This is a genomic window from Pararhizobium sp. P1_E7, assembly GCF_056405855.1.
This window is the reverse complement of record NZ_JBFUBH010000001.1, coordinates 504,898-528,625: the sequence shown is the minus strand read 5'-3', so window position 1 is coordinate 528,625 and position 23,728 is coordinate 504,898. Positions and strand designations below refer to the sequence as shown.

General features: G+C 60.0%; 25 protein-coding genes, 1 tRNA gene and 3 pseudogenes. 12 read left to right on the top strand and 17 right to left on the bottom strand.

Annotation, left to right across the window (positions count from 1 at the left end):
• A pseudogene (locus AC1D17_RS02495) lies at nucleotides 1–176 on the bottom strand (IS3 family transposase); the annotation flags it as partial.
• Nucleotides 177–234: 58 nt separating this feature from the next.
• Between AC1D17_RS02495 and AC1D17_RS02490 the strand changes: the two are divergent.
• From AC1D17_RS02490 to AC1D17_RS02480, 3 genes are all read left to right on the top strand, one after another.
• Nucleotides 235–447 carry a DUF6634 family protein gene (locus AC1D17_RS02490; protein WP_477563831.1) on the top strand — a complete coding sequence of 71 codons (213 nt, stop codon included), beginning with the start codon at nucleotides 235–237 and terminating at the stop codon, nucleotides 445–447.
• A 110-nt stretch (nucleotides 448–557) separates the two neighbouring features.
• Nucleotides 558–944: a hypothetical protein gene (locus AC1D17_RS02485; RefSeq protein WP_477563830.1), complete on the top strand. Its 387-nt coding sequence runs from the start codon at nucleotides 558–560 to the stop codon at nucleotides 942–944.
• Between the two features lie 21 nt (nucleotides 945–965).
• Entirely contained in the window at nucleotides 966–2,897 is a 1,932-nt protein-coding gene (locus AC1D17_RS02480) for an AAA family ATPase (RefSeq protein ID WP_477563829.1), read from the top strand.
• Here the strand turns inward: AC1D17_RS02480 and AC1D17_RS02475 are convergent.
• A complete protein-coding gene (locus AC1D17_RS02475) occupies nucleotides 2,894–3,181 on the bottom strand; it encodes a helix-turn-helix transcriptional regulator (protein ID WP_477563828.1) in 288 nt (95 codons plus the stop codon). The genes AC1D17_RS02480 and AC1D17_RS02475 overlap by 4 nt on opposite strands.
• 283 nt (nucleotides 3,182–3,464) lie before the next feature.
• Here AC1D17_RS02475 and AC1D17_RS02470 point away from each other — a divergent pair, with 283 nt between their 5' ends.
• A complete protein-coding gene (locus AC1D17_RS02470) occupies nucleotides 3,465–4,622 on the top strand; it encodes a hypothetical protein (protein ID WP_477563827.1) in 1,158 nt (385 codons plus the stop codon).
• 230 nt (nucleotides 4,623–4,852) lie between these two features.
• Here the strand turns inward: AC1D17_RS02470 and AC1D17_RS02465 are convergent, their stop codons facing one another.
• A complete protein-coding gene (locus AC1D17_RS02465) occupies nucleotides 4,853–5,587 on the bottom strand; it encodes a hypothetical protein (RefSeq protein WP_477563826.1) in 735 nt (244 codons plus the stop codon).
• 78 nt (nucleotides 5,588–5,665) lie between these two features.
• Between AC1D17_RS02465 and AC1D17_RS02460 the strand changes: the two genes are divergently transcribed.
• Nucleotides 5,666–5,959 (top strand): hypothetical protein, encoded by a 294-nt coding sequence (locus AC1D17_RS02460; protein ID WP_477563863.1) that lies wholly within the window; start codon nucleotides 5,666–5,668, stop codon nucleotides 5,957–5,959.
• 107 nt (nucleotides 5,960–6,066) lie between these two features.
• Here AC1D17_RS02460 and AC1D17_RS02455 read toward each other — a convergent pair.
• Nucleotides 6,067–6,240: pseudogene (locus tag AC1D17_RS02455) on the bottom strand (hypothetical protein); the annotation flags it as partial.
• A complete protein-coding gene (locus AC1D17_RS02450) occupies nucleotides 6,212–6,457 on the bottom strand; it encodes a hypothetical protein (protein WP_477563825.1) in 246 nt (81 codons plus the stop codon). The gene AC1D17_RS02450 and the pseudogene AC1D17_RS02455, both read right to left, overlap by 29 nt.
• A 258-nt stretch (nucleotides 6,458–6,715) precedes the next feature.
• On the opposite strand from AC1D17_RS02450, the gene AC1D17_RS02445 reads away from it, so the two are divergent.
• The 3 genes from AC1D17_RS02445 to AC1D17_RS02435 all read left to right on the top strand — a co-directional run bounded on the left by AC1D17_RS02445 (nucleotide 6,716) and on the right by AC1D17_RS02435 (nucleotide 10,279).
• Complete coding sequence (locus AC1D17_RS02445) at nucleotides 6,716–6,805, top strand: hypothetical protein (protein WP_477563824.1); 90 nt, start codon at nucleotides 6,716–6,718, stop codon at nucleotides 6,803–6,805.
• A 350-nt stretch (nucleotides 6,806–7,155) separates the two neighbouring features.
• On the top strand, nucleotides 7,156–8,496 hold the full coding sequence (locus AC1D17_RS02440) for an ATP-dependent nuclease (RefSeq protein ID WP_477563823.1): 1,341 nt from the start codon (nucleotides 7,156–7,158) through the stop codon (nucleotides 8,494–8,496).
• Nucleotides 8,489–10,279 carry an ATP-dependent helicase gene (locus tag AC1D17_RS02435; RefSeq protein ID WP_477563822.1) on the top strand — a complete coding sequence of 597 codons (1,791 nt, stop codon included), beginning with the start codon at nucleotides 8,489–8,491 and terminating at the stop codon, nucleotides 10,277–10,279. The genes AC1D17_RS02440 and AC1D17_RS02435 overlap by 8 nt, the downstream gene beginning before the upstream one ends.
• 263 nt (nucleotides 10,280–10,542) lie before the next feature.
• Here the strand turns inward: AC1D17_RS02435 and AC1D17_RS02430 are convergent, their stop codons facing one another.
• Entirely contained in the window at nucleotides 10,543–12,600 is a 2,058-nt protein-coding gene (locus AC1D17_RS02430) for a UvrD-helicase domain-containing protein (RefSeq protein ID WP_477563821.1), read from the bottom strand.
• 10 nt (nucleotides 12,601–12,610) lie between these two features.
• On the bottom strand, nucleotides 12,611–12,832 hold the full coding sequence (locus AC1D17_RS02425) for a hypothetical protein (RefSeq protein WP_477563820.1): 222 nt from the start codon (nucleotides 12,830–12,832) through the stop codon (nucleotides 12,611–12,613).
• A 430-nt stretch (nucleotides 12,833–13,262) separates the two neighbouring features.
• On the opposite strand from AC1D17_RS02425, the gene AC1D17_RS02420 reads away from it, so the two are divergent.
• Entirely contained in the window at nucleotides 13,263–13,532 is a 270-nt protein-coding gene (locus AC1D17_RS02420) for a helix-turn-helix transcriptional regulator (RefSeq protein ID WP_477563819.1), read from the top strand.
• Nucleotides 13,533–13,817: 285 nt separating this feature from the next.
• Here the strand turns inward: AC1D17_RS02420 and AC1D17_RS02415 are convergent.
• Nucleotides 13,818–13,893: transfer RNA gene (locus AC1D17_RS02415), tRNA-Ile, on the bottom strand.
• Nucleotides 13,894–14,051: 158 nt separating this feature from the next.
• Here AC1D17_RS02415 and AC1D17_RS02410 point away from each other — a divergent pair.
• Entirely contained in the window at nucleotides 14,052–14,795 is a 744-nt protein-coding gene (locus AC1D17_RS02410) for an SIMPL domain-containing protein (protein ID WP_477563818.1), read from the top strand.
• Nucleotides 14,796–15,002: 207 nt separating this feature from the next.
• Here AC1D17_RS02410 and AC1D17_RS02405 read toward each other — a convergent pair whose 3' ends face one another.
• The 4 genes and pseudogenes from AC1D17_RS02405 to AC1D17_RS02390 all read right to left on the bottom strand — a co-directional run bounded on the left by AC1D17_RS02405 (nucleotide 15,003) and on the right by AC1D17_RS02390 (nucleotide 17,163).
• Nucleotides 15,003–15,407, bottom strand: a complete 405-nt coding sequence (locus AC1D17_RS02405) for a hypothetical protein (RefSeq protein ID WP_477563817.1) — start codon at nucleotides 15,405–15,407, stop codon at nucleotides 15,003–15,005.
• 172 nt (nucleotides 15,408–15,579) lie between these two features.
• On the bottom strand, nucleotides 15,580–15,984 hold the full coding sequence (locus tag AC1D17_RS02400; protein ID WP_477563816.1) for a nuclear transport factor 2 family protein: 405 nt from the start codon (nucleotides 15,982–15,984) through the stop codon (nucleotides 15,580–15,582).
• Between the two features lie 347 nt (nucleotides 15,985–16,331).
• Nucleotides 16,332–16,754 (bottom strand): secondary thiamine-phosphate synthase enzyme YjbQ, encoded by a 423-nt coding sequence (locus AC1D17_RS02395; protein ID WP_477563815.1) that lies wholly within the window; start codon nucleotides 16,752–16,754, stop codon nucleotides 16,332–16,334.
• A 60-nt stretch (nucleotides 16,755–16,814) separates the two neighbouring features.
• Nucleotides 16,815–17,163 (bottom strand): annotated as a pseudogene (locus tag AC1D17_RS02390) (DUF1428 domain-containing protein).
• Nucleotides 17,164–17,318: 155 nt separating this feature from the next.
• On the opposite strand from AC1D17_RS02390, the gene AC1D17_RS02385 reads away from it, so the two are divergent.
• Entirely contained in the window at nucleotides 17,319–17,771 is a 453-nt protein-coding gene (locus AC1D17_RS02385) for a VOC family protein (RefSeq protein ID WP_477563814.1), read from the top strand.
• 6 nt (nucleotides 17,772–17,777) lie between these two features.
• Here AC1D17_RS02385 and AC1D17_RS02380 read toward each other — a convergent pair whose 3' ends face one another.
• Nucleotides 17,778–18,101, bottom strand: coding sequence for an ArsR/SmtB family transcription factor (locus tag AC1D17_RS02380; protein ID WP_477563813.1), 324 nt, complete (start codon nucleotides 18,099–18,101; stop codon nucleotides 17,778–17,780).
• 59 nt (nucleotides 18,102–18,160) lie between these two features.
• Here AC1D17_RS02380 and AC1D17_RS02375 point away from each other — a divergent pair, with 59 nt between their 5' ends.
• Entirely contained in the window at nucleotides 18,161–18,619 is a 459-nt protein-coding gene (locus AC1D17_RS02375) for an SRPBCC family protein (protein ID WP_477563812.1), read from the top strand.
• A 21-nt stretch (nucleotides 18,620–18,640) separates the two neighbouring features.
• Here the strand turns inward: AC1D17_RS02375 and AC1D17_RS02370 are convergent, their stop codons facing one another.
• The 4 genes from AC1D17_RS02370 to rpoD form a co-directional block, all read right to left on the bottom strand.
• The gene (locus AC1D17_RS02370) at nucleotides 18,641–19,825 is read right to left on the bottom strand and encodes a DUF930 domain-containing protein (protein WP_477563811.1); all 1,185 of its coding nucleotides are present in this window, start codon (nucleotides 19,823–19,825) and stop codon (nucleotides 18,641–18,643) included.
• 403 nt (nucleotides 19,826–20,228) lie between these two features.
• A complete protein-coding gene (locus tag AC1D17_RS02365) occupies nucleotides 20,229–20,600 on the bottom strand; it encodes a DUF427 domain-containing protein (protein WP_477563810.1) in 372 nt (123 codons plus the stop codon).
• 47 nt (nucleotides 20,601–20,647) lie between these two features.
• Nucleotides 20,648–20,941, bottom strand: a complete 294-nt coding sequence (locus AC1D17_RS02360; RefSeq protein ID WP_477563809.1) for a GYD domain-containing protein — start codon at nucleotides 20,939–20,941, stop codon at nucleotides 20,648–20,650.
• Nucleotides 20,942–21,315: 374 nt separating this feature from the next.
• Entirely contained in the window at nucleotides 21,316–23,367 is a 2,052-nt protein-coding gene (gene rpoD / locus AC1D17_RS02355) for an RNA polymerase sigma factor RpoD (protein WP_477563808.1), read from the bottom strand.
• Between the last annotated feature and the right edge of the window lie 361 nt (nucleotides 23,368–23,728).

Sequence of the window (23,728 nt, the reverse complement as noted above, 5' to 3'; positions counted from 1 at the left end):
ATCCAACCCGCCCGGTGCAGTATCGCCGTAATGCGACGATAACCATATCGGCCATATTGGAGGGCGAGCGCTGTGATGTCGGCGGTCAATGCCGCTTCGTCATCTGGTGTCTTTGCGACCTTGCGCTGCGTAGAACGATGCTGGCCGAGAACCCTGCATGCCCGTCGTTCGGACACGCTCGCCCGACTCGCAGATGACATCCGAAAGGCTATCTCCGATGGATTCGATCCTGACATGCAGGCCGGCGCGGCGTTCCTCGACGAGTACGCTCTCGTGCCGCAGCCCGCGGCGGGGCTGACGGGCATCGTCACCGGACACCCGCGCATCGCCGACGGACACCGCTGCTTCTCGACCCAGGTGTTCCATATCGACACCGCGCAGGGCATGGTCCGCACACTGAACCGCTGGTACCGCCTGGGCCGGCCCCATGGGTCGGAAAGGAACTGACATGCACTCCCGGCTGCACAACTCGGAGCTCCGCGCGCCTTCCGCCGATTATCCGTACTCACAGACTGGCATTTCCACCGCGATCCGACACGCTCATGGAGGGGCGAACAATGCTTAGAATCGGCGAGAACCGGGCGAATTCTTCCTGGGCGTCGGTCGTCCGCCACGCCAATGCCGTCGAGCATCTGGCCGGGGACCTCCGCCGCGTGGCCAGCAGCAGGTCGCTCCCCCACCTTGACGCCGGATACACGCCGGTCGTCGAGGAATGGTTCGTCGAGAAGTTCATCGTGCCGACGCTGGTAGGATTCATCTCCTATCCCGGCCGCGTCGGCGGGGACAGCACGCAGCGCAGCTCGATGAGCTTCACCGCTCCCCTTCATCTTTTCTCACTTCAGGCAGGAATGGCGAGGTCTTCGCAGCGCTGGTACCTCCTGGGCCGCCCATCGCCAGTGGCCGAGGACTCACTGAGACGATGGAGCGTGGACGGAAAGATCTGAACGATGGGGAAGAGCTCTTCAGTGGGAAGGCTTGACGCCGACCAGTTTCGAAGGATTCGCCAGTCACCGGTGCTTTTCCTGGCATACTGCTGCGTCGGCAAGGCCCTGCGGTCACAGCACCTGCTCAGGCGGGGGCACCCGACCATCGTCGTGCTGATTGCGGAGGCGGCGATCAACCTGGGGATCTACGAGGCGGCGACCGAGCTTTTCGTGAACGGCCGCTCCCAAGAGTGGACCGAGACGCGCCCTCCCAAGGCGCTGGTCCATTCCATCGAGTCCAAGCCACGCAACAAAATGCCGACGCCGGGAGGGAGTGACCTTCTTCGATCCTATGGGAAGTTTCCTGCGATCCTCGTCCTCGCCAGGCACAGAAGGGACCTGCCGATAGAACTGGCGGCGGCCGCCGACGCGGTCATCGACCTGCCGCGGCCCTCGGCCGCCCACATCGTGGCGGCCCGGTCGCTGCTCGGCCGAAACCCGATCCGGCCCGACACGGCGGAACTCCTCGCCGGCAACGACGTCGTGATGCTAGCTCCGGTCGTCACGAAATTCAGCCTCACATCGGATCATGCGCGGATCCTCCGCTCCTCCGCGCCTGACACCGCAGCGGACGACGAACCCAGCCTTGAAGAACTGCCCGGATACAGGGACGTGAAACCCTGGGCGCGTTCCTTCGCCAAGGATTTGGAGCGTGCGCGGACAGGTGAGATCGCATGGGCCGATCTCGATCGCGGAATCCTTCTCCACGGCCCCCCCGGAACTGGCAAGACCCTTTTTGCCCGCGCTCTCGCGAAGATGTGCGGCATGCCGCTGATAGCGGCGTCGGTCGCGAAATGGCAGGCCGGGGGACATCTTGGGGATCTCCTTGCGGCGATGAGGTCAACCTTCGAGAAGGCCAGGGAATCGCAGCCGGCGATCGTGTTCCTGGACGAGCTGGATTCGATCGGCGACAGGACGAAATTCTCGGGCCATAATGTCGGCTATCAAACCCAGGTCGTGAATTCACTCCTGGAATGCATCGACGGCGTCGACGGCAGGCAGGGGATCGTGGTGGTCGCGGCCACCAACTTCCCGGAAGCGGTCGACCCCGCCCTCCTCCGAAGCGGCAGGATCGAACGCCATGTCAGAATGGATCTGCCGGACGAGGACGAGCGCGCGGACATATTGCGTTTCCACCTGCGCGTCTCGGCCGACGACCAGGACATTCGGACGATGGCAACCGACCTCAGGGGATGGAGCGGCTCCGATCTGGAGAAGCTGGCCAGGGAGGCAAGACGGATTGCCAGGGCGGCGGGGCAGCCGGCCGGCCCAGCCCACGTCGCTGGAGCGCTGCCGCCGCTCCAGACACTCCCCGCGCAAACCGCACGCCGCGTCGCGGCGCACGAGAGCGGCCATGCCGTCGTCGCACTCGCGCTCCAGCCTGGCTGCAGGGTAAGCGTCTCGATGCGCAAGCAGTTCAGGACGTTCTCATCCGACGCTCCCGTTCAGGGGATGACCCGATATCTGGACGAACCAGGAGACCTGGAAACCCGGGTTTCGATGGAAGCGCACATATGCAGGATACTCGGGGGAACTGCGGCGGAGGAGGTTCTGTTCGGCGCACGATCGGCCGGTGCGGGAGGGGAGCGCGGCAGCGACCTTCACAAGGCGACCTCGATCGCCACGCGGATGGTGTGCAGCTACGGCATGGGGCGGAGTCTTTCATTTCTCGTGGCAGACGACCAAGCCGGAACGAACTGGAGCAGTGGCATCCCCGCGATTTCGAGACGAGAGATCGACGGCATCCTCGCAGAACAGTTGTCGCGGGCGAAGGCCATCGTGCGGAGTCATCTTGATGCGGTCGAGGCTCTGGCGGAGCAATTGCTGGAACGGGAGCTTCTCGAACCGGACGACGTGCAGGCCATTCTCCGGAGGCATGCGCCAAACCGGTTGATGAAGGGGTTGGCCCGCTAGCCCTCCCCGAATCCTTGAGGAGCCGTGTCCTCAGCGGACGGGCGGCGCGTCATGGCGACGCCCGGACCGTGCTCGCGCGTGGCGTCGATGAACGCCACGCCCGAGCCCTCGAGCGCCGTGCGCACCTTCTCCACGGCCTCCACGAGCACGTTGCTCTCGCCCTTCTCGATCCTTACGACGATCTGCCGACTGACGCCCGCAAGCTCCGCGAGTTCCTCCTGGCTGAGGCCCAGCAGCGCGCGTCCGCCCCTCAGCGCGCGCATGATTTCAGAGATCGAATCCATGGATCCGAGCAGGCTTCAAAAATGCACTCTTGTCAACAATTGAAGGATTCGATTGCATCTCCCAAGCGGGCTCTCGGTCATAAGGTCTCTCCCGGGCGTCATGTCTCCGGATTGGCTGGCTGCGGTACCTCAGCGGGATGAAGAAGACGAAGGTGTCGCGGTTCACGCCTTGCAGTTGGATGGACGATGCGTATTAAGCGAATGGGCTGACCGGGCGCCGATCACTCCGGCACTTGCCAAGACCGTCCCTTCTTGGAAAGACTTGCACGGAAAGGACGGCTTCATGAACCTCGAAGAATTCATCGCGCATCGGAACGGGATCACCTTCTGGAAGGAATTCACGTTCACCCAGTTGAAGTTCCGCGTTCCCGCCGGCGAGCTAGAACTGGCGGACAACGTCGTCTGGTTTGGTGAGACTGCCTTCATCATCCAGATGAAGGAGCGCGAGGGAGCGACCGACGATCCCGACACGGAACGCAAGTGGTTTGAGAAGAAGGTCCTGAAGGCGGCTGTGAAGCAGATCAAGGACTCGCTCCGGTTCCTCAACGAACATGGGAGCATTCCAGTGGCGAACGTGCGTGGTCACGAGATGCAAATCGCCAGAGATCACCTGAAAGACGTCCGGAAGCTCATCGTCTACAAGCCTGGCGATGTCCTGCCCAACGAGAATCGGCAAACGCAGTTCTACTTCAGCCAGACTGTTGGGTTCATCCACGTCATCGACCGTGACAGCTACGGCAGCGTGCTCGAGCTTCTAGTCGCTCCAGAGGAGATCCGCAGATATCTCGAATACCGCGAGACGGCATTGCTCGAGCTGGCGAAGCGGAGCGTTGCGGTGACGGAAGATGACCTCCTCGGCGCGTATGCGATGGAGGAACCCTTGCCCACGCCTCAGTCCCATCTGTCACTGACGCGACTCGTTGAAGACGTCCAACATTTCAACCTATCGTCCATTCTAGGCAATCTCGCTGATCACATAGAGAATCCCAAGTTCAGCAGCGACTACTCGAAGATACTGATCGAGTTCGCAAAACTACCGCGCTCCGCGTGGCGAGCTGCCAAGGAACGGTTCGACCTCGCTGTCCGCGACGCAGCAAGCGGTGAATTCGTGCGGCCATACCGCTTCTATTTTCCGGCAACCGACTGCAACCTCATATTCACTGCCATCCATCCGGACATTGATCATGCTGCCAATCCCGATCAACGGACTGGATATCTGAGACTTCTTACCGAAACGGGCAAATACATCGCTCGTGCTGCATGCGGCGTTGGTGTTCAGGTAGCGCGCGATGGCCAAGATTTCCTTGTGGACTGGTGCCTGCACGACGAGCCATGGAAATCCGACGAGCAGATAGAGCGCATCGCCGCCGAGAGCCCATTCAGGAGGGTGCGCGAGCAGCGCATCGACGGCTTCCATTTTCGAACTGAAGTCAGGAGCTGAATCGGTTGCGGCCGCAACCGACGCCTGAATCAGTTTCCAATGAGGATTCCATAAGCCATTGAAAAATAATTCGTTTCGAGTCGGAAAAAATCGCCTGCATAAAGTTCGGTGACGTGTACTGCGGAGTAGCGCTCTACACGGCGGCAAGCACCTGGGAGCGCATACGCATCGCCACCCAATGCCGCGATAGTTCCCGGCATCTCCCTTCTCATATCAATAGCTGAAAGGACTCAATCGCTGCTATTTGTCTTGGCAAGGCGAATCCTTTCCTCGACTTTCGCGAGGAAGTTTTGAATGACACGCTGCGTGCCATCTTCGCTCAAAAACCTCGGATCCTCCGGATGGACCTTTGCCACGAGCAATAATTCTTGAAGAGCTTCCTGGCTCTCAGAGGTGACTGCTCCTGCCTCCTTTGCAAGGCTTTCAAAATTGCTCACCCGGCTTAGGAGTACGATTCCATCCCGTCTCAGGGGAACATTCAGGATTATTTCTTCCTGCTGATTTTTCCTGAAGGTCTCGAGAGCCGTTGCTTCCGGTTTACCATTGCGGACATGTTCAGCGACCGCTTCCGTAAAATCCTCGTCCTGCCAGAGAGCATGGATGTTTAAGACTATCTCGTGATCGGAAGGGGTATGGCAGAAGACAGCACCCGCGACAGAATTCGGATCACCTTCATCGAAAATCTTGTCGAACAGCTCCGCAAAGTTGCGGTTCCTCGTCCAGCTAGTCGCGGGGCCTTCTTGGAGCGTTCCTTCAAGGAAAAGCGATATCAATTCTTCCTTTCCGGGCACATTATATAAATGCCGCTTGCGGTAGAGCGGAGTGCCGTCGTGCTGCCTGAACTTTGAAGGCAGATCTCTCGATGCTGACATCAAAATTTCGGCGAGTTCGTCCCTGACCACCGGATCCTGCCTCCATCCACGGAGCCATCGGCCGAGCGCCGTGAGAAATTCAGACGAAAACATCAATAATGCGTCCTATGTTGATATGGCACTTGACGAACGTGCGCTTACGATCCCGAATAAAGGTATCTAGGCCGACGCTTGCTTGGGATTGATTCGCTCCATGAAGAAGTCGTAGCCCGCATCGCGCTCGACTCCGAATCCGAATCCGGTGCTCTCCTCGTATTTCGCTTCGTCAAAATGAATGACGCGACCGTGCAGCGCGATCTGCACGAAATAGTCGATGTGCTGATCATCGTTGGGATTGAAGCAGAAAGTACGTTCCGGCAGTTGAATCCTCCCATCGGGAAGGCGCTCGCCAAGGCCGGAAAACTGGGCGAAGGCCTTCGGCTCGTCGTATATCGTTCCCTCTGCGTGAAGAAGGAGATCGAGTAGTCTACCCGTTCACCGTTGCCCAAAGCGAAAGTCCTGGGCAGGATTTTGTAGGCAAATGTGCCGCCCCCATTGCTCCGCCGATCCTCGACCGGCGTAAAGCCCATGCGCTCCCAAAAGGGTTCGGCGCTGGCGGGTGCGATCTCGATCTTAACTACTGACCGCCCCTCGTCTCGGGCCACCCCCTCCATGAACTCCGCAAGTATGCGGCCGTATCCGCTTCCGCGCACGTCCGGCCTGATTTCCAGAATATCCCTACCGTCGAAGGAAGCCGACCGCCTCATCGTCTACGACGAGAACATGGATCTGGGAATATCCCTTGCGCCATGCCTTCTTGGCTGAGTCCCAGTTGCACCGGAAGCCCCTTACCGGGGCATCGCCCTCGTAGCCGGTCGCCTCCCACGCTCGGCAGGCCTCTTCGTAGTCTTCCTCCTCGACGTCGAGCCAGACTTCGATCTCGGCCAGTCGGGTTTCGTCTGCGTCAAGGATTTGGTGGGTCATGAGTTGAGCCTGTGGGTGACGTGAAATGGGACAGGCTCAACTCAACACAACCTCTGACTCGATGGAAGACCCTAGCGAATATTCGGCGGGGGTCGACGCGACCTCCAGCGAAGATCACGAGACGACCTTCGACGAGTTCCGTCTCCAGCCAGCGCTGCTGGGTGGTTTCGTCCGGCATGAGAAATCGCACTCTTAAACCCTCGTTGTCACGTCATATGCGTGCACTGCCCATGCGGCTGTGGCGACACCATTGAGCTCATGGTTTTGGAGGAAGCAGGGCCACGATGGGACGTGTCCGTGGATGAAGTTGGCCGGCCGGCGCAATATCCATCCGTGTGGCGTAAATAGGCCGCCGATCGCACTTCTGGGTACGGCATGGCCCCATCCATTGGTGCAAGTAGCAGAAGCGGACACGGCCTCTGCATTACCCCTTCTCCTTCACAGGCTCGGAACTGTTACGGGAACTGCAGTTGCAGGGGACGAAATCGGTGTCCGCCTCTGGCGGCGCTCTCCTTGATGTCGTATCGAGGCACCTTCGCGGCAGGCAAGCGTCGAGCCAGCGATGCCCCACTTACGAATACAGAACGCGCCCAGGCCTCGGGCGCACGCCGACGAGCGAGAAGGACTTCCAGTTCTCGTGCTACGGCGGCAGGGATCCAACACGGAAGTTCGGCCACGATGTCCGGAGCAGAATTTCCATGGACGTCCTTCCGGCCCTTCGGGACGCGGAAGGAGACCTCGCCGTCTGGAGGCGCTCTCCCCTTCGGCCGTTGATCGAGACAGCGTTCGGCACGATCGACCGTGAGGAGCTACAGGAAGTCGCCGACCAGATCGGCGCGGCAACCTCCAGTCTGATGGAATTCGAGCCTATTTCTACCCTCGAGGAGGATATCGCGAAGTCTTTCCGAGCTATGAGCGGCGAGCGGCAAGACGTCGAACCGACGTTGGGTTTCTCGGCCACTGATGCATCGAGGCTCCATCGGCAGGTCAGACTGCTGATCGACTCGGGGCAGCGCGCTGTCTCTGACGCAAGCCTCGGCTCAGCGAATTTGATCTTTCTGACGCTCAAGACTATGGAACTGCGCAACCTCATTGCAGGAGACAAGCGTGACCATTCGCTTCTGGCGATCGAGGAGCCGGAAGCGCACCTGCACCCGCATCTCCAGAGGCTCGTCTACAGAAGCCTTTTCGAAGATACGAGCAAGCCGGATCAGGAAGATGAGGATCCACCACTTTCCGTCATCATGACGACGCACTCGCCGCACATCGCAAGCGTCGCACCAGTAAGGTCGATCGTCCTGCTTCGAGAGGACGGCGACGAGACCGTCGGCTGTTCCACGGCTTCCCTGGAGCTATCCACTGACGAGGTGGACGATCTGCAACGCTATCTGGACTTCACGCGCGCCGAAGTGTTGTTCGCTCGCGGCGTCATCCTCGTCGAAGGCGATGCCGAACGCTTTCTAGTTCCGAAGTTCGCGGACGAACTTGCCGCCGATCTGGACGGTCTGGGCATCACGATATGTTCGGTAGCGGGCACAAACTTCACGCCATACGTCAAGTTTCTCGAAGCGTTGAAGATCCCGTTTTCCGTTGTCACGGATTTCGACCCCGACGGGGACCGGGGACAGAAGCGGACGGTTGCGCTGTCCCAACTGCTGGATGGGTTGCGGGCACAGAAGTACGACGAGGAATATTTCGACGAGCTCCTGAAGACCGACGAATGGGCCCGCTTCGATGAAAGCATCGAGGAATTCGGGGTCTTCACCAACACCGATACGCTTGAGATGGACCTCTTCGCAGGCGACTTTACCGCAGCTATCATCGCGGGTCTTCGGGAAGGTAACTTCGGCAAGGAGCGAATGGGACGGATAGAGGCTTGGGAAAAGGACCCCAAGTCGGTGAACCGCAAGCATCTGCTCGCCATGATGGAGGACATCGGCAAGGGCCGCTTCGCTCAACGCATGACGGCGCGTATCGGCGGGCTGGCCGTCCCCGGCTACATCGCCCGCGCGATCGGCTTCGTGGTGGACCGTGTCTAGCAACGCGCTCTATCTCGACGCCGCGGAGGAACTAAGGCCTAACGCCGCCCAGTGGCAGGCCTACGAGTCAACCGGCCACTGTATCGTTCTCGCCGGTCCGGGAAGCGGAAAGACCAAGACCCTGACGATCAAGCTGGCTCGGATTGTCGCCGAAGACGTGAAACCTCCACGCGGTGTCGCCTGTATTACCTACAACAATGAATGCGCGCGGGAATTGGAGGACCGGCTCGCCGCGCTTGGCGTCGAACCAGGGAAGCGTGTCTTCGTCGGCACCGTCCATTCCTTTTCGCTTTCCCAGATTCTCCTGCCCTACGCAGATTCCCTTGGCGTCGGCCTCCCTCCCCATTTCCAGATCGCTAACACCCAACAAAAGGGACTGGCGATGGCCCGAGCTCATCGGGACGTCGTGGGCGGCCCTGGTAACCCGGAGGATTCTCGATTTGGCATGGACCTTCACCGCCGTACGTACCTGGACCGAACCAAACCGATATGGACGGAGGCCAACCCACAACGGGCCGCGCTCGCGACTTCCTACGAGCAGTATCTACGCGGCGCGGGCTTGATCGACTTCGAGGACATGCCGCTTCTTGCACTTCGTGCCCTTGTCAGCAATCCATGGCTTCGCGATGCCTTGCTCGCCAAGTTTCCTGTTCTCGCCGTCGACGAATATCAGGATCTCGGTACCGCGCTTCACCTGATGGTGCTCGGACTTTGCTTTCGCACCGGAATACGTCTGCTGGCAGTTGGCGACCCCGATCAGTCGATCTACGGTTTCATCGGAGCGAGGCCCGAGTTGCTGCAGCGACTCTCGCAGCGCGAGGACGTGGAGAGGGTGACTCTTGGGCTCAACTATCGAAGCGGGAGTCGGATCGTCGCCGTTTCGGAATACGCTCTCGGGGAAGTCCGCGGCTACCGGGCAGCGGAAGGCGCCGCGGAGGGCACGGTCTATTTTCACCCGCTTGCTGGTAACTACGAAGGCCACGCCGCTTGGCTGTTCTCGACGTTGCTTCCGGAAGTGGAGGCCAGAAATCCCGATTTGCAACGCGGAAACATCGCCATCCTCTATGCGGCCGCATTCATGGGGAACGCAGTCGCCGACGCGGCGGCGGAACATGGCTGGGCCCTCGTGCGGGCCGATGCGAACGCACTGTATTCTCGATCCAACAGGTTGATGCGATGGATCGAGCGCTGCGCCGCATGGTGTTGCGGCGGGTGGGAGGTCGGCGAACCACGCTGGTCTAGGATCGTTTCCGAAGGGAGACGCATGTTCTCGGAGATGATCGTGTCCGATCAGGATCGGACGGAGTTCAAACGCGCGCTGCTCGCCTTCGTCTGGTCGTCGCGGGATAGCACCCTTCACCTTTCCACCTGGCTTCACGCACTTGATAGCGCGATCGTCCAACGATTCGCGACGGGCTGCAGAACAGTGTCCGACGACGTCGCGGCGATGAGGCAGCTCGTTCAGCGGCTGGAACAGGATCAAGGACTGTCAGGCATGACCCTCGGCCAATTCTCCGGAACCGGTGAAGGGAACGATCGCATCAATCTGAGCACGCTACACAGCTCGAAGGGCCGGGAGTTCGATGTCGTCGTACTGTTCGGTATCGATGAAGGCCGGATACCTCGCGCCAATCCGACACCAAGAGACATCATTGAACAGCGGCGGCTGTTCTACGTCGGGTTCACACGCGCACGATCAGAAGTCCACCTGACGTTTTCAGCCCTGCGGCCGTCCCGGTTCGTTATCGAAGTCGATGAACGCATCCAGGCTGAAGATAGTTGAACTTGGGAATAGACGACACGCCCCCCGGTGCATTTCACGCGATGCCCCCGGGCCACAGCCTAGATTAAGAACGAAGCGGACAATTCATGCGAGTTCTGGTCGCTGTCTCGTTCTGATTGCGTATTACAGCAGACGGTTCGCGTTTGAAGAGTCCGAGTTTTGTTGTCGCCCGGCTCGCCTTCAGCATACACACAAAGTGCGAGCGGCGAGACGCCCGACATCCCGGCGCGGAGGCGATTCCACTTCCCGCTGGGTGTCTGCGGCTACTCGGTGAAGTCGACGAGATACTCAGACCCCGGCCGCTGGCCGGTAAGAACCAGATGTTCCCGTGCGCGGGTGCAAGCCACGTAGAGCAGCCGCCGCTCCGTCTCGTAAACGTCGTCAAGCTCCGCCTCGTCGGCGGCATCCGCTACCCGTTCGTCGAGAGGTAGGATTCCCTCATCGCAAGCCATTACGACTACGGCGCGAAACTCCAGACCTTTGGCCAGGCTCATCGGCGACGTGACAATGTCGGCCGCTTCATCAATTCCTGCCACGCTTGCTCGGGCACGCGGGATCAATTGTGGCGTCCGCACGAAGACACCGATCTCATGAGCGGCGATACCTTCGCCCAGCCATGCGCCGATTATCGCGCGCACACTGTCGGCTTCCTCGCGCTGATTCTCGAAGGTTCGGATTTCCGGCGGCGGCCCTGAGAACACGGAAACGATACCGCGGCGCTCGTCCTCCAGCCCATCGGTGTCGCGTAGAATGTTAGGCAAGAGCTTGTCAGCAGCCTGCCGGATCTGCTGTGAAGTGCGATAGCAAACCTTGAGCGTACGCGACCTGCCGCGAACGTCAATGCCCAGCCCAGCCCACGAGAAGGGGTGCTGGAAGATGCGCTGGCCGACATCGCCAGACAGAAAGATGGCGTCCGCACCGACCGGAGCTAGCGCTGCAAAAAATCGGAGCTCGGCTGGCGCAAGATCCTGTGCTTCGTCGATGATGATGTGGTCGAATGGCTTTGACCTGCGATCGAGGATTGAATCGGCAAGACTCGTGAAGACCTCAGACCAAGTCGTGTATCGCTCAGACAACAATGAAGCGCGTACCGACGCAAACACGGGCCAGAGCCGCTCCCGCTGGTTAGGACCCAACCGGCTCTTCCGTCCCATCCTTTGAACGGTTGCATAGGCCTCTGGCGACGTGATCCCCCAGGCGTCGATCACATTGGTCCACTCCGACAGAAGAAAGCGATCCGAAAATCCCTTCAGGTCGGCTTTGGCAGCGGCATCGCGGAGCCGCTCCCTCAGCATCGGTTCTGACGCAATCCGCGGGCGGACGCCATATTCTAGCTGATGCATCTGCTCCGCGATTCCGCGAAACGAGGCGGTGGTGATGCGGGGTACGATGCCGCCGGTCTCTGGCGCGAGCACGAGAAGCTTCTTGGCCATCGCGTCGGCGAGGGGCTGCGAGAAACTTACCAACAGGATCCGAGCATTCGCATTCTCCCGGGCCAGCCGGACCGCGCGATGGATCGCGACGATCGTCTTGCCTGTCCCGGCCGAGCCCGCAACGCGAGCAGGTCCTGCGAAGGTTTGCTCAACCAGCGCCCGTTGCGAGGGATGGAGGAAGATGCCCCATTTTTCCCAAGGAAAGGCGAGTGCCTGCTCCAGTTCATTCTGGTCAGCGATCGGACGAATCCTGCGCAGCGCATCAGGGTGGGAAAATGGATCGGCGACGCGAGCAACAGGCGCCGGCAGTGTTCCCGTGGCAGCATATTCCAGCAGCGCCTCGGAGGCCTCTGCCGGCAGATGCGCCGCAAGTGTGAAGAATCCGTCCTCGTTGGCGCTGCGGACATCGGCGAGCCAGTCTACAGGAACACCGGCGGACAGAAGCGCCTCATCATCGAGAGACGCGAAGAGTGAGTTAGACGGCGACCCGTCCTTCGTGCCTTTCGCAGGCTCCGGGAAAACGAAGTCGAACGTTGCCGGCGGCGCTACGTCTTCGAGGCGCTCGCGCACCTCGACGATCTGGATAGCGCCGGTTCGCGGATGCGCCTCAATCCGTCGGCGCTCAGCCCAGGCATACGCCGGGTCGTGGTGGTCGACATAGGCGACCAGCACGCTATCGCCCGACTTGTGGACGATCAGCCTTATGTCGCGGTTGACCCGGGCCGACCAGAAATTGGGATCCTTGCTATTGCCAATGCGATGAAGCTGCAGCCCATTCCCGGTGGGATCCATTTGCAGGTCGAAGACGCTTGCCTTCACTGCCTTCTGATCGATGCCTGAAAGGCGGTTGAACGAGGCCGTGAAAGTCTCTGCAATTAAGAAGTTCACTTCTACTACCTCACTTCCACTGCGCGCGCAGCCGGTCGAGCTGATCGCTCCAGAATTCGATGTCGTCGATGAAGGAATACCCAAGCGATCGTGAAAGTTCGAAAAAGCCCTTGCCCGGTTGCAGATCGTGTTTGTGAACCACCAGCGCGGTGATGAGGGATCGACCGCCTTCGTACTCCTCGGTAGAAATCTCACCAAGAAAATGGGCGAGCCGCGGATCATGGGGCTCCATCCGAACAGCCGAAATCCTGCTCACGAGATCCGAGTAGGTGATCGGGTCGCCGCGCTTCGCTCTTTGCCTGAGAACGGTCAGGGCCTAGGATTCAATCCTTCTGCGCAATAGGACCTCGCACCTGCTTTTTCTTCACTCACAAGACGATAACACACAATTTGACTAACTGGTAGCCTTTTTGATCACACTGTAGTCTTTTTGTGCATTTTCGCCAATTTTGCAGAAGTGCCGCCCGATGTCATGGTCGATGCTGTCGCCGGAAGTCGGCGCGCTGCCCGGCAACGGTGAGCCTGCCAGGGCATGCGAACGCCGTCCGGAAGCCACGTCCGTCGTTGTCAACATTCAATCAAAAGTTGTCTATGCAACTGATCCCCGACATAGTGGATCCGCGGCGACGACGCCGCGACACCAAGGCGAAGGGAGCACGAGAATGGCCCGCAAACCGTCCAACCCTAGGCGGCTCTACAGCATGCGCGAAACCTGCCGCCGGACTACCCTGTCGGAGAGCACAATCAAGCGACTGATACCCGAGGGACTTTTTCCCGAATGGCACCTCATTTCAGGGCGCCGGAAGGCCTTTTATGCGGATGAGGTCGATGACTGGATCGAGAATCCACCGCCCTTTGATAAGCTGCTATCCGCTCGAAAAAAGAGCCCGGCTTCCGCCAAAAATAGAAGGCCGCCGCCCGGCAAGAAATAGCGTTCCTACAGTGGCGCAAAGGACGTTCCCAGCGCGTCCGTTGCAAGAAATGATGTCGCAGCCGAATTTCGTAACCGGTCGAGTCCTGCCCGGCGTCGAAAAGACGAATGTTTCCGGACGCACCTGAACCCCCAGCCAAGCGGTTAACAGTCATGCGATTTGGCAGAATCGCCCCCTTAAGTCCTTCATCCGGAAAGACAACCGATTGATAACATGAGATATTTACCAGATCAGCGGCGCGTCCGCGCTCTGCGGGCGCCCGATGTCAGGATCCGGGGGAGAAACTGGTGGGCCCGGAGGGACTCGAACCCCCAACCAAGCGGTTATGAGCCGCCGGCTCTAACCATTGAGCTACAGGCCCTGCCGGACATCGCCGGTGCGCCGCGGGCCAATGGCAGACCGCGGGTGGACTGGCTCTAGCGGAAAACGGGTTTTCCCACAAGACGTTGCCGCAATCCCTACACAATCAATCATCATGAAGGTTGTCAGGGACAAAACACAACCGGAGAGAACCCATCCATGACATCCACCTACTTCCCCCGCCGCCTCAAGACCGTCGTTCTGGCTGCCGCTTTTGCGGGGATCGCCAGCGCATCGGCTTTTGCCGAGGACACCGCGCCGCGTGAAGCCGTGATCACCGTGTCGGGCGAAGGCCGCGCGAGTGTTGCACCGGACATGGCGATCCTGTCGTTCAGCGTCGTCAAGGACGCCAAGACCGCCAGGGAAGCACTCGACGCCAACAACAAGGCGATGGCCGATGTGCTCAACGCGCTGAAGACCGGCGGCATTGCCGACCGCGACCTGCAGACCTCCGGTTTCGCCGTCAATCCACAGTACCAGTATCCCGACAACAGCGACGGCGGCAATCGCCAGCCGGTGCTCACCGGTTACCAGGTGGCCAATTCGCTGACCATCAAGGTGCGCGACCTTGCCAAGCTCGGCGAGATCATCGACCAGTCGGTGACGCTGGGCGTCAACCAGGGCGGCTCGATCCAGTTTTCCAACGACAAGCCGGAAGCCGTCATCACCGACGCGCGCAAGTCGGCGGTGACGGATGCCGTTGCCAAGGCCAAGGTGCTGTCGGAGGCAGCCGGCGTTTCGCTCGGCCGTATCGTCGAGATTTCAGAGAACTCATCCCGGCCCGAACCGATGCCGATGATGCGCACCATGGCAAAGGAATATGCCGGTGATGCCGTGCCGATCGCGACCGGAGAAAACAGCTACAACGTCACCGTCAACGTCACCTTCGCGATCAAGCAATAACCGCATAACGCCAAGGCCCGAGGAAAAACGAACCCCGCTCCAGCGGGGTTTTGTTTGCGCGCTTGCCTGTCTGGCGCACACAAAAAGCCCCCCGCGGTAAACCGAGAGGGGCCAGACCTTTCCGCCGGCCGGGGGAGACAAGGCGGAAGGACTTGCGCAGCTTTGATCCCAGCCGGCCGTGGCCAGGATCAAGGCATGATCAGGGTGTCAGCGGCCGATGAACGGGCAACCGCGCACATTGGCAAACACGGCACGGCGATATTCGCCCCAGCGGCGGCCTTCGACGACGACACGGCGCCACGATACATCGACAACGCGCGCATGCCGCATTCCATGGGCACGGGCCTTGTCGGCGGCAAGCCAGGGGTCGCAGCGGCCACGGCGCTCATGGCCCCAGCCCCGGCCCTGGTCCCAATCCTGACGATGCCGGCGGCCGCGGTTCCAGTCACGCTCATCGCCGTAACCGTCCCGGTCGCGGTACTGAACATCGACCACACCGCCGGAATGAATGCCGAAGGTCAGCGTCTCGGCGGCGGCCGGTGCCACGGTGGCGCCAAGGGCGGTGAGGCCGATCATGCCGGCAAGGGCCAGCTTTGCAAAAATCTGTTTCATGACTGTTTCTCCTTATGGTCCAAAACGTTAAGACGTCCGCCCGCCTTCTGTTCCGGGGCATTGAGGAGACACTAATCCGGTGCGGCTGAATGGAATCCGAATCTGCCATTCATCCGGGGTTCAGCCAGAGGAAGGAAGCGTTTGAATGGCAGGATGGGGACGCCGGACGGACTCAGCGGGCGAGCATCTGCTCGAAGACCCGGATGTTGCGATAATGGCTGAGCCGGGTGACGGCGCCGTTTTCGAACTCGAAGACGAAGACGCTCGGGATCGAATAGGACTGGCCGTTCGCCGCCGGGAAGCTGGGCATGGTTTCGCGGTAATGGCCGCGCGCGGTCACATCGACGGCAATGCGCTGGCCAAAGGCATCGTGCATCAGCACCATGTCGCTAAAACTTTCGTCGAAATGGCGGAAATAGGTCATCACCGCCATGCGCAATGGGTCTGCACCGATGGTGCGCTGGCCGGTCAGCGTATCGAGCGCCACGTCCTCATCGAGGAATGTGCCGATGGTTTCGAAATCCCGTTCGTTCAGGGCCTGCATGAAGCGGCTGGCAATGGTCTGCGCGTCGGTCAATGGTCTTCCCCTGCGTGTCTGTCGCGTGCAGCCGGCGCGCCGGCAAAATTTCGATGGGTTCAGCGTCTTCCCGTCTTCCTGTCCTCGGGCTTGACCCGAGGGATATCACAGTGCCGGCCACGCGACGTCTGTCGCGTGAAACGCCCTTCTCGCGGGTGCGGATGCACCGCTGCTTGATCCCCGCCACAAGGGCTAACATGACGGAGGAAATTGAACCCGCCAAAATCTATCCAAACCATGCAACGCTCAAATGACTGCTCCTGGTCCAAATGTCACCCGGGACGCTGCGGCACCGCCAAGATTGCTCCTTGTCCTCGTCGCTTGTCCAGCGCGACACCGGCACTTTGTCATCGCCCCAGATGCAGCACGACCTCGCGGTGATGCGGGCGGTCGCGATGTTCGAACAAATAGAGCCCCTGCCAGGTGCCAAGCATCAGGCGGCCCTGTCCGACGGGAATGCCGATCGACGCTTGCGTCAGCGCCGCCTTGATATGGGCGGGCATGTCATCTGGCCCTTCGGCGGTGTGGACGATCCAGCCCATCGACGGGTCGTCCGACGGCGGCACAAGTCGCTTGAAGAACGCGACAAGATCACGCTTGACGTCCGGATCTGCATTTTCCTGGATCGTCAGCGAGCAGGAGGTGTGGCGCACGAATACGGTCAATAGCCCCTCCTCCATGCCGGATTTGCGCACGAAGCCTTGAGCCTCGCCGGTGAACTCGTAAAGACCGGCGCCGCGCGTCGAAAGGGTGATGATCGTCTGGGGCATGCAGTCCTTTCAGAACGGTTCGGCCTTTCTTAACGGCCGGGTGTTTCGACACCCGCGGCATTACAATTCCAGAAAACTCTGAAAGCCGCCATAGATCATCCGCTTGCCATCGAACGGCATGGTCCATTTGTCGCTTGCCAGCCGCGGATCGGCCATGACCTTGGCGTTGATCGCATCCCGCTCCTGGCGCGAGGGATAGGTGATCAAAGATCACCACTTCGTCGTCCTTGGCCTGGACGGCGCGCGGAAAGGAGGTAAGCTCGCCATAGGGCACATCGTCGCCGATGCACTCGACATAGGAGAGAGCGCCATACTCCTTCCAGACGTCTCCGGCAGCGCGGGCCATCTTCTTATAGGCTTCCATATTGTCCTTCGGAACAGCGACAATAAATCCATCGACATAGGGCATTTCGGGTCTCCTCCACATTTCACCATCGACGGGAAATGGCGCAGTACCCGGCCGCGTCAACCGGCAGGCGTTGAGAAAAGACGGCAGTGTTTTGTCGAATTGGCGCCGGCCCGTTCGTCATAGAAGGCAACGTTCACACAACAGGAGGAAAGTTCATGCAGAAGATCACGCCCTTTCTCTGGTTCGACAACACGCTCGACGAAGCGCTGGCATTCTATCTTTCGACTTTCCGGCAGGCGAAAGTGACCTATCAGCAGAAAGGACCGGACGGCCGGACCTTCACCGCCGCCTTCGAACTGGAGGGGCAGGGTTTTATGGGGCTGAACGGCGGGCCGTATTACCAGTTTACCCCCGCGGTCTCCTTCTTCGTCAGCTGCGCCGACCAGGCAGAGGTCGATCACTATTGGGACAGCCTGCTTGACGGCGGGCAGCCGCTGCAATGCGGCTGGCTGACAGACCGCTTCGGCGTCACCTGGCAGATCATTCCGGATGCGCTGATGCGGCTGATGAGCGATCCGGACCCGGCAAGAGCCGGACGCGTGCGCGACGCGATGATGCGGATGGTGAAGATCGACGTCGCCGGACTTGAGAAAGCCGCAGGCGGGTGAAGACGCCTACCCTTCGAGATCGTCCTTCAGCCGCCCGATGAGATTGACGGCCTCCGCCGCATAAGGGCCGATCCAGCGATCGTGGATATCCTTGATCGGCAGCGGGTTGAGATAGTTCCAGCGCTCGCGGCCCTCGCGCCTGACGATCACCAGATCGGCTGCCTCCAGCACCCTCAGGTGCTGCATCACGGTGCAGCGGTCAAGCGCCGGAAACTGCGCGCACAAATCCCCTGTCGTCTGGGGCCGATCCTTCAGCATATCGAGCATGGCGCGCCGGCTGTGAGCAGCCAAAGCCTTGAAAATTCTGTCGTTTTTATCATCGATTGACATGTTATGTTTTTATAACATAATGGATGCCGGGACAAGCAGAAAAACAAGGAGGAAAGACGATGCAACTGAAATTCAGGGTTGCCGGCAGGATCGCCAAGCCGGTCTCGGAGGTTTTCGAGGCAGTGGTCGATCCCGCACAATTGTCACGCTACTTCACCACCGGCGGCGCCAAGGGCCGGATTGAAACCGGGGCCACCGTCACCTGGGACTTTCATGATTTTCCCGGCGCTTTCCCGGTCAAGGTGGTCGATGTCGTCAAGGACAGGAAGATCGTTTTCCAGTGGGCGGCAAACGAAGGCGGCCCGGCGGCGGTCGATTACGACACGACCGTCACCATGACCTTCGAACCGCTCGACGACGGGCGCACGCTGGTGGCGATCACCGAGGAGGGCTGGCCGGAAACGCCCGGCGGCCTCAAGGGCTCCTACGGCAATTGTGAAGGCTGGACCGGCGCACTCTGCGCCATGAAGGTCTGGCTGGAGCACGGCCTCAATCTGCGTCAAGGGTTTTACAAGTAAGATGTGAGGAGGCGCGGCAGGTCAATTGTCAGGCAGGCCGCGCGCCTTCCGTTCGCTTTCCGGAACAGTCTTGCCGACCGCAAAACGGAATGACGTCACACGATAGAATTCCTCATCGACAGTGCATTCAAACTCGATATCATGCCAAACTCTTCGGCTGACAAAGGCTCCACCCGTGGCGCGCAATACCCGACCGGCAATCTTACCCCCATCGTCAGAAAAGGGGACCAAGCCTTCCGGCAGAGTTTGCGGCCGCGCGCGGCGTATCTGTTCCAAGGTCTCGAAATTGCAGAGTTGAACGATACGCCGGTTAGGTGGCAGCTTACCGAGCGCCTGGCGGACGCGCGGGTTTGAGAGTGCATCAGCGGAATAGAGTTCGCTGGCCTGCTTCAATTCCGACGGCGGGCGGCTTGGTTTGTTATCTGCCGAGAGACTATCTGCCGATGTAACCTTTTGCGGATCGGACACAGCGGCATCCACCGGCCGGTCCTGCGGCCTGGCTTGCGGCACCGGCACCGTCTCGATCAGCGCCTCGCCTTCGTTGAGCACCGGATTGGCATTGGTGGCCTCGGGAAGGTTGAGTTCGGGCAATTTCGCAGCAGCAGGCATCTCGGCCGGAGTGTCCAGCGGCTTCCTCTGCTGCGGTTCGACCTCTTTTGGCGTCTGCAGGCTGGCCTGGGGAACAGCGCGCTCAGTGCGCGGTTCAGGCTCGGCCTTCTTCTCCGGCTCGGAAGGACGGTCTCCACCCGCCGCCTTGCCGCCCTCCTTGGCAGCGGCCTCGAAGGCTTGCGGCTGAAGCGGCTGTGCAGTGGTTTTCTCGGTTTCGGTTTTCTCGGTTTCGGTTTTCTGGGCTTTGGCCTTCTGGGCCTCTGCCTTTTGGGCTGCGGCCTGATCTGCCGCCGGTTTATCGGCAGGCTGCTGCGCAGTTTTTTCGGCAGGCTGCTGCGCGGCCTTTTCAACCGGCGTGTCTACCGGCTTTTCAATCGGCTTGGCATCGTCCTGCGGTTTTGGCTCCGGCTTCTTCTCAGGCTCCGGTTTTTTCTCGGGCTCCGGCTTCTTTTCGGGCTCCGGCTTCTTTTCGGGCTCCGGCTTCTTCTCCGGTTCGGGCACCATCTCGACCTTGACCACCTCCTGCTCCTCAGGCGGTGGCGGCATCACCGGCAACTGGAAAAGCAGAAATGCGGCGGCAACGGCATGCAGAGCCACGGAGGCAAACAGCCCTGCCTTGAATGTACTCCGCCGTTTTTCCGATTTCTGCTGCATGAGATGGTGGATAGAGCCGGATACTGACCGGATCGTGACCGGCGGAAAAATGGGGTGATGGAAACCGCCAGCCTCAATGGTTGGCGGTCCTTCCTACTGCATACTACCTTAAACCGGAATCGATTTAAGGTAAAATTATGCAGCAAATATAAAGTGCTACAGCGTTACAGACCTCAGTACACGACAATAGCCCCTCATCCGCCCTGTCGGGCACCTTCTCCCCGTAAACGGGGAGAAGGAACAAGCGGCAACCTCGGTCGTCCCCTCACCCCGCATGCGGGGAGAGGGCTAGGGTGAGGGGCAAGCCAGCGGGAAAATACGTCGTGTACTGTGGCTGCAGGTGCGCTCAGGCGTCCGTGATCCCGAAACGATCCGGATAGAAAGCCAGATAGTCCTTGATGACGACGACGGCATCGTAGGGTGCCTCGTAGGACCAGATGGCATTCTCAAGCCCGGCGCCGCCGGAAGGCACGCTGAAATAGGACGCGTCGCCCTTGTAGGGACAATAGGTAGCGTGATCCGTCCGCTGAAGCAGCGCCATCTCGACATCGGCACGGGGAATGTATTCTACCGCCGGATAGGACGCCTCGCGCAATGTCAGCGCATTGCGGGTATCGGCGACAATCCTGCCGCCCAGCCGCACGACGATGCGGCCGGGATTGGGTGTGACGGTGATCGGATGATCCGGGCCGGGGATTTTGATCGGCTTTTCGGGCATGCAGCACTCCTCACCCGGGCTTCGTCATCAGGCCGCCGCAGTATCGCCTATCCGAGCGAATTGATAAGCTCCCGGTAGGCCGCCTCCGGGAATGCCTTCAAGGTGTGGGTGCGCACATTGCCGCCCATTGCAAGCGAAAGGCCAAACCGCGCCATCACCGCATCATCTGGAGCCTCGCACACCGCCACCATATCGTGTTTGCCCATGGTCAGATAGAAGTCCCTGAAGGAGCCGCCCATGTCGCTCAGCAGCTTCTTCGCCGCATCGAGACGTTTGGGTGACTCGCGTACATTCTTGACGCCCTGCTCCGTCCAGTTGATCAGCACGATATACATGGTCATAGCACACCTCCCATGCGGTACAGCCTTAAAGGTGGCACCGCGATTGATGCCTTCGCCTCCCGCCTCATCGGATCCACCATCCGGTAAGGCGGACGGCCGATTTCACTCAACAGAACGCGCACGATTGAAGCTTAGAGGTTTTAGCGAAGCCTAAAGTATAAACCTGTCGGCTTGGGTGAACAAGCAAGGGCGAAGCTGGAAGTGGACATAACAAGATTCGGGAGAAGCGGCAGAGGCCTGTGCTCCAAGGGCACGACGCCGCGCCGCGCGGCAATTGCCATGGAGAACACGGATATAATTGCTGGCCATCCATCAAAAAACCCGGCCAGTTTTGAACTGGCCGGGTTCGATTTTCATTCGGCAGATGCCGTCGCTTAGCTGTCGAGGAAGCTTCTCAGCTTTCTGGAGCGGCTCGGATGCTTGAGCTTGCGCAGCGCCTTGGCTTCGATCTGACGGATACGTTCGCGGGTAACCGAGAACTGCTGGCCGACTTCCTCGAGCGTGTGGTCGGTGTTCATGCCGATGCCGAAGCGCATGCGCAGCACGCGTTCTTCGCGTGGCGTCAGCGATGCGAGAACACGGGTCGTCGTCTCGCGCAGGTTCGCCTGAATGGCGGCGTCGATCGGCAAAAGCGCGTTCTTGTCTTCGATGAAATCGCCGAGATGCGAATCTTCTTCGTCGCCCACCGGGGTTTCGAGCGAGATCGGCTCCTTGGCGATCTTCAGGACCTTGCGGACCTTTTCGAGCGGCATGGCGAGCTTTTCGGCCAGTTCTTCTGGCGTCGGCTCGCGGCCGATCTCGTGCAGCATCTGGCGCGATGTGCGGACGATCTTGTTGATCGTCTCGATCATGTGCACCGGGATACGGATCGTGCGGGCCTGGTCGGCGATCGAGCGGGTGATCGCCTGACGGATCCACCAAGTCGCATAGGTCGAGAACTTGTAACCACGCCGGTATTCGAACTTGTCGACCGCCTTCATCAGGCCGATATTGCCTTCCTGGATCAGGTCGAGGAACTGCAGGCCGCGGTTGGTGTACTTCTTGGCGATCGAGATGACGAGGCGCAGGTTGGCCTCGACCATTTCCTTCTTGGCGATGCGGGCTTCGCGCTCGCCCTTCTGCACCATCGAGACGATGCGGCGGAATTCGAAGATCGAGATGCCGGTTTCCGTGGCAAGATTCTGGATCTCGCCGCGAATGTTGCGGATCATCGTGCCTTCGTTCTTGGCGAATTCCTTCCAGCCCTTGGCGGCCAGGTTGGCAATCGACTTCATCCAGTTCGGATCGAGTTCGGCACCGGAATACTGTTCCAGGAAACTATCGCGCTTGACGCCGTAGGATTCAGCCAGGCGCAGCAGGCGGCCTTCGTTCTGCATCAGACGCTTGGAGATGTCGTAGAGCTGCTCGACGAGGCTATCGACGCGGTTCTGGTTGAGCGACAGCGACTTCACGGCCGTGATCAGCTCGTCCTTCAGCTCCTTGTAGCGGCGCTCCTGGGCGGGTGACAGCGTGCCAGTCGCCTGAAGGCGGGCTTCGACCTGCTGGTCCTGCAGCTTCCTGAGCTTCTTGTAGGTCTCGGCGATGATGTCGAGCGTTTCCATGACCTGCGGACGCAGTTCCGCTTCCATCGCGGCGAGCGAGAGGTTCGATTCGTCGTCGTCCTCTTCCTCTTCCTCGGCCGGCAGGCCTTCGCCGCCGACATTGGTCACGTCGTCGTCGCCAGAACGCGGCTTGCGGTTCTTTTCCTTTTCCTCGGCCGCCTTGCGGTCGGCCTCGATCTTTTCAGGCGACTGGAACTGCGGAGCAGCCTTGGCCTCGGGACCGGAATAGGTGGTTTCGAGATCGATGATCTCGCGCAAAAGCGTGTTGCCTTCGTTGAGTTCGTCGCGCCAGATGATGATGGCCTGGAACGTCAACGGGCTCTCACAGAGACCGGCGATCATCGTTTCGCGGCCAGCCTCGATGCGCTTGGCAATGGCGATTTCGCCCTCGCGCGACAGAAGCTCGACCGAGCCCATTTCGCGCAGGTACATGCGCACCGGATCGTCGGTGCGGTCGGTCGGTTCTTTCTTCTTGGCGGTCGCAAGGGCCGTACCGCTGGAAGGGGCGAGTTCGCCACCTTCGCTCTCGCCGTCGGAATCGCTATCTTCTTCCTCGGCGGCGGCGGTGCCCTCGTCGGCTTCCTCGTCCTCGACGACATTGATGCCCATTTCACTGAGCATCGCCATGATATCTTCGATCCGGTCGGGATCGACCTGATCGGACGGCAAAACCTCGTTCAGCTCGTCCATGGTCACATAGCCGCGCTTCTTGGCGGCCTTGATCATTTTCTTGACCGCGTCATCCGAGAGATCGAGAAGCGGGCCGTCGGGTGCGCCTTCGCGTTCGGCTTCTGCTTCTTCGTTCTCTTTGACTTTGGTTGCCATTTATATCGTCGCTTTCCTTGGACAGCACTCAACGCGTGCGCGGTGCAAAACTTTTTCGAGGCTCGGGTGCGTCAATCGCTCCCACCGCGAATCATTACCCCTGACGTAACGGGATGATCTTTAATTCCTGATTAACCACGACAGTCACCGCGGTTAAACCGGCCGACTGCGACAGCAGCGCCGTTTTGACATCACTTGCATGATGGATCTGTCCGCCGTACCCATTTCACCCACTGTATTAGAAATGGTGATTCCCACAATTTTCGGTCCCGTCAAGCACTTCCGGCGAAAAACCGTTCAAATCGGCAAAAAAGACCGAATCAAGCCCGACGCTTCAAAGATTCAGTTCCATGGCGGAAAT

Coding starts and splice junctions, on each gene's coding strand:
- AC1D17_RS02450 (WP_477563825.1), bottom strand. CDS start 6,457: ATGACCCACCAAATCCTTGACGCAGACGAAACCCGACTGGCCGAGATC.
- AC1D17_RS02405 (WP_477563817.1), bottom strand. CDS start 15,407: ATGAAACAGATTTTTGCAAAGCTGGCCCTTGCCGGCATGATCGGCCTC.
- AC1D17_RS02470 (WP_477563827.1), top strand. CDS start 3,465: ATGAACCTCGAAGAATTCATCGCGCATCGGAACGGGATCACCTTCTGG.
- AC1D17_RS02465 (WP_477563826.1), bottom strand. CDS start 5,587: ATGTTTTCGTCTGAATTTCTCACGGCGCTCGGCCGATGGCTCCGTGGA.
- AC1D17_RS02375 (WP_477563812.1), top strand. CDS start 18,161: ATGCAACTGAAATTCAGGGTTGCCGGCAGGATCGCCAAGCCGGTCTCG.
- AC1D17_RS02485 (WP_477563830.1), top strand. CDS start 558: ATGCTTAGAATCGGCGAGAACCGGGCGAATTCTTCCTGGGCGTCGGTC.
- AC1D17_RS02420 (WP_477563819.1), top strand. CDS start 13,263: ATGGCCCGCAAACCGTCCAACCCTAGGCGGCTCTACAGCATGCGCGAA.
- AC1D17_RS02395 (WP_477563815.1), bottom strand. CDS start 16,754: ATGCCCCAGACGATCATCACCCTTTCGACGCGCGGCGCCGGTCTTTAC.
- AC1D17_RS02490 (WP_477563831.1), top strand. CDS start 235: ATGCAGGCCGGCGCGGCGTTCCTCGACGAGTACGCTCTCGTGCCGCAG.
- AC1D17_RS02380 (WP_477563813.1), bottom strand. CDS start 18,101: ATGTCAATCGATGATAAAAACGACAGAATTTTCAAGGCTTTGGCTGCT.
- rpoD (WP_477563808.1), bottom strand. CDS start 23,367: ATGGCAACCAAAGTCAAAGAGAACGAAGAAGCAGAAGCCGAACGCGAA.
- AC1D17_RS02475 (WP_477563828.1), bottom strand. CDS start 3,181: ATGGATTCGATCTCTGAAATCATGCGCGCGCTGAGGGGCGGACGCGCG.
- AC1D17_RS02410 (WP_477563818.1), top strand. CDS start 14,052: ATGACATCCACCTACTTCCCCCGCCGCCTCAAGACCGTCGTTCTGGCT.
- AC1D17_RS02360 (WP_477563809.1), bottom strand. CDS start 20,941: ATGACCATGTATATCGTGCTGATCAACTGGACGGAGCAGGGCGTCAAG.
- AC1D17_RS02385 (WP_477563814.1), top strand. CDS start 17,319: ATGCAGAAGATCACGCCCTTTCTCTGGTTCGACAACACGCTCGACGAA.
- AC1D17_RS02365 (WP_477563810.1), bottom strand. CDS start 20,600: ATGCCCGAAAAGCCGATCAAAATCCCCGGCCCGGATCATCCGATCACC.
- AC1D17_RS02445 (WP_477563824.1), top strand. CDS start 6,716: ATGGTTTTGGAGGAAGCAGGGCCACGATGGGACGTGTCCGTGGATGAA.
- AC1D17_RS02440 (WP_477563823.1), top strand. CDS start 7,156: ATGGACGTCCTTCCGGCCCTTCGGGACGCGGAAGGAGACCTCGCCGTC.
- AC1D17_RS02425 (WP_477563820.1), bottom strand. CDS start 12,832: ATGGAGCCCCATGATCCGCGGCTCGCCCATTTTCTTGGTGAGATTTCT.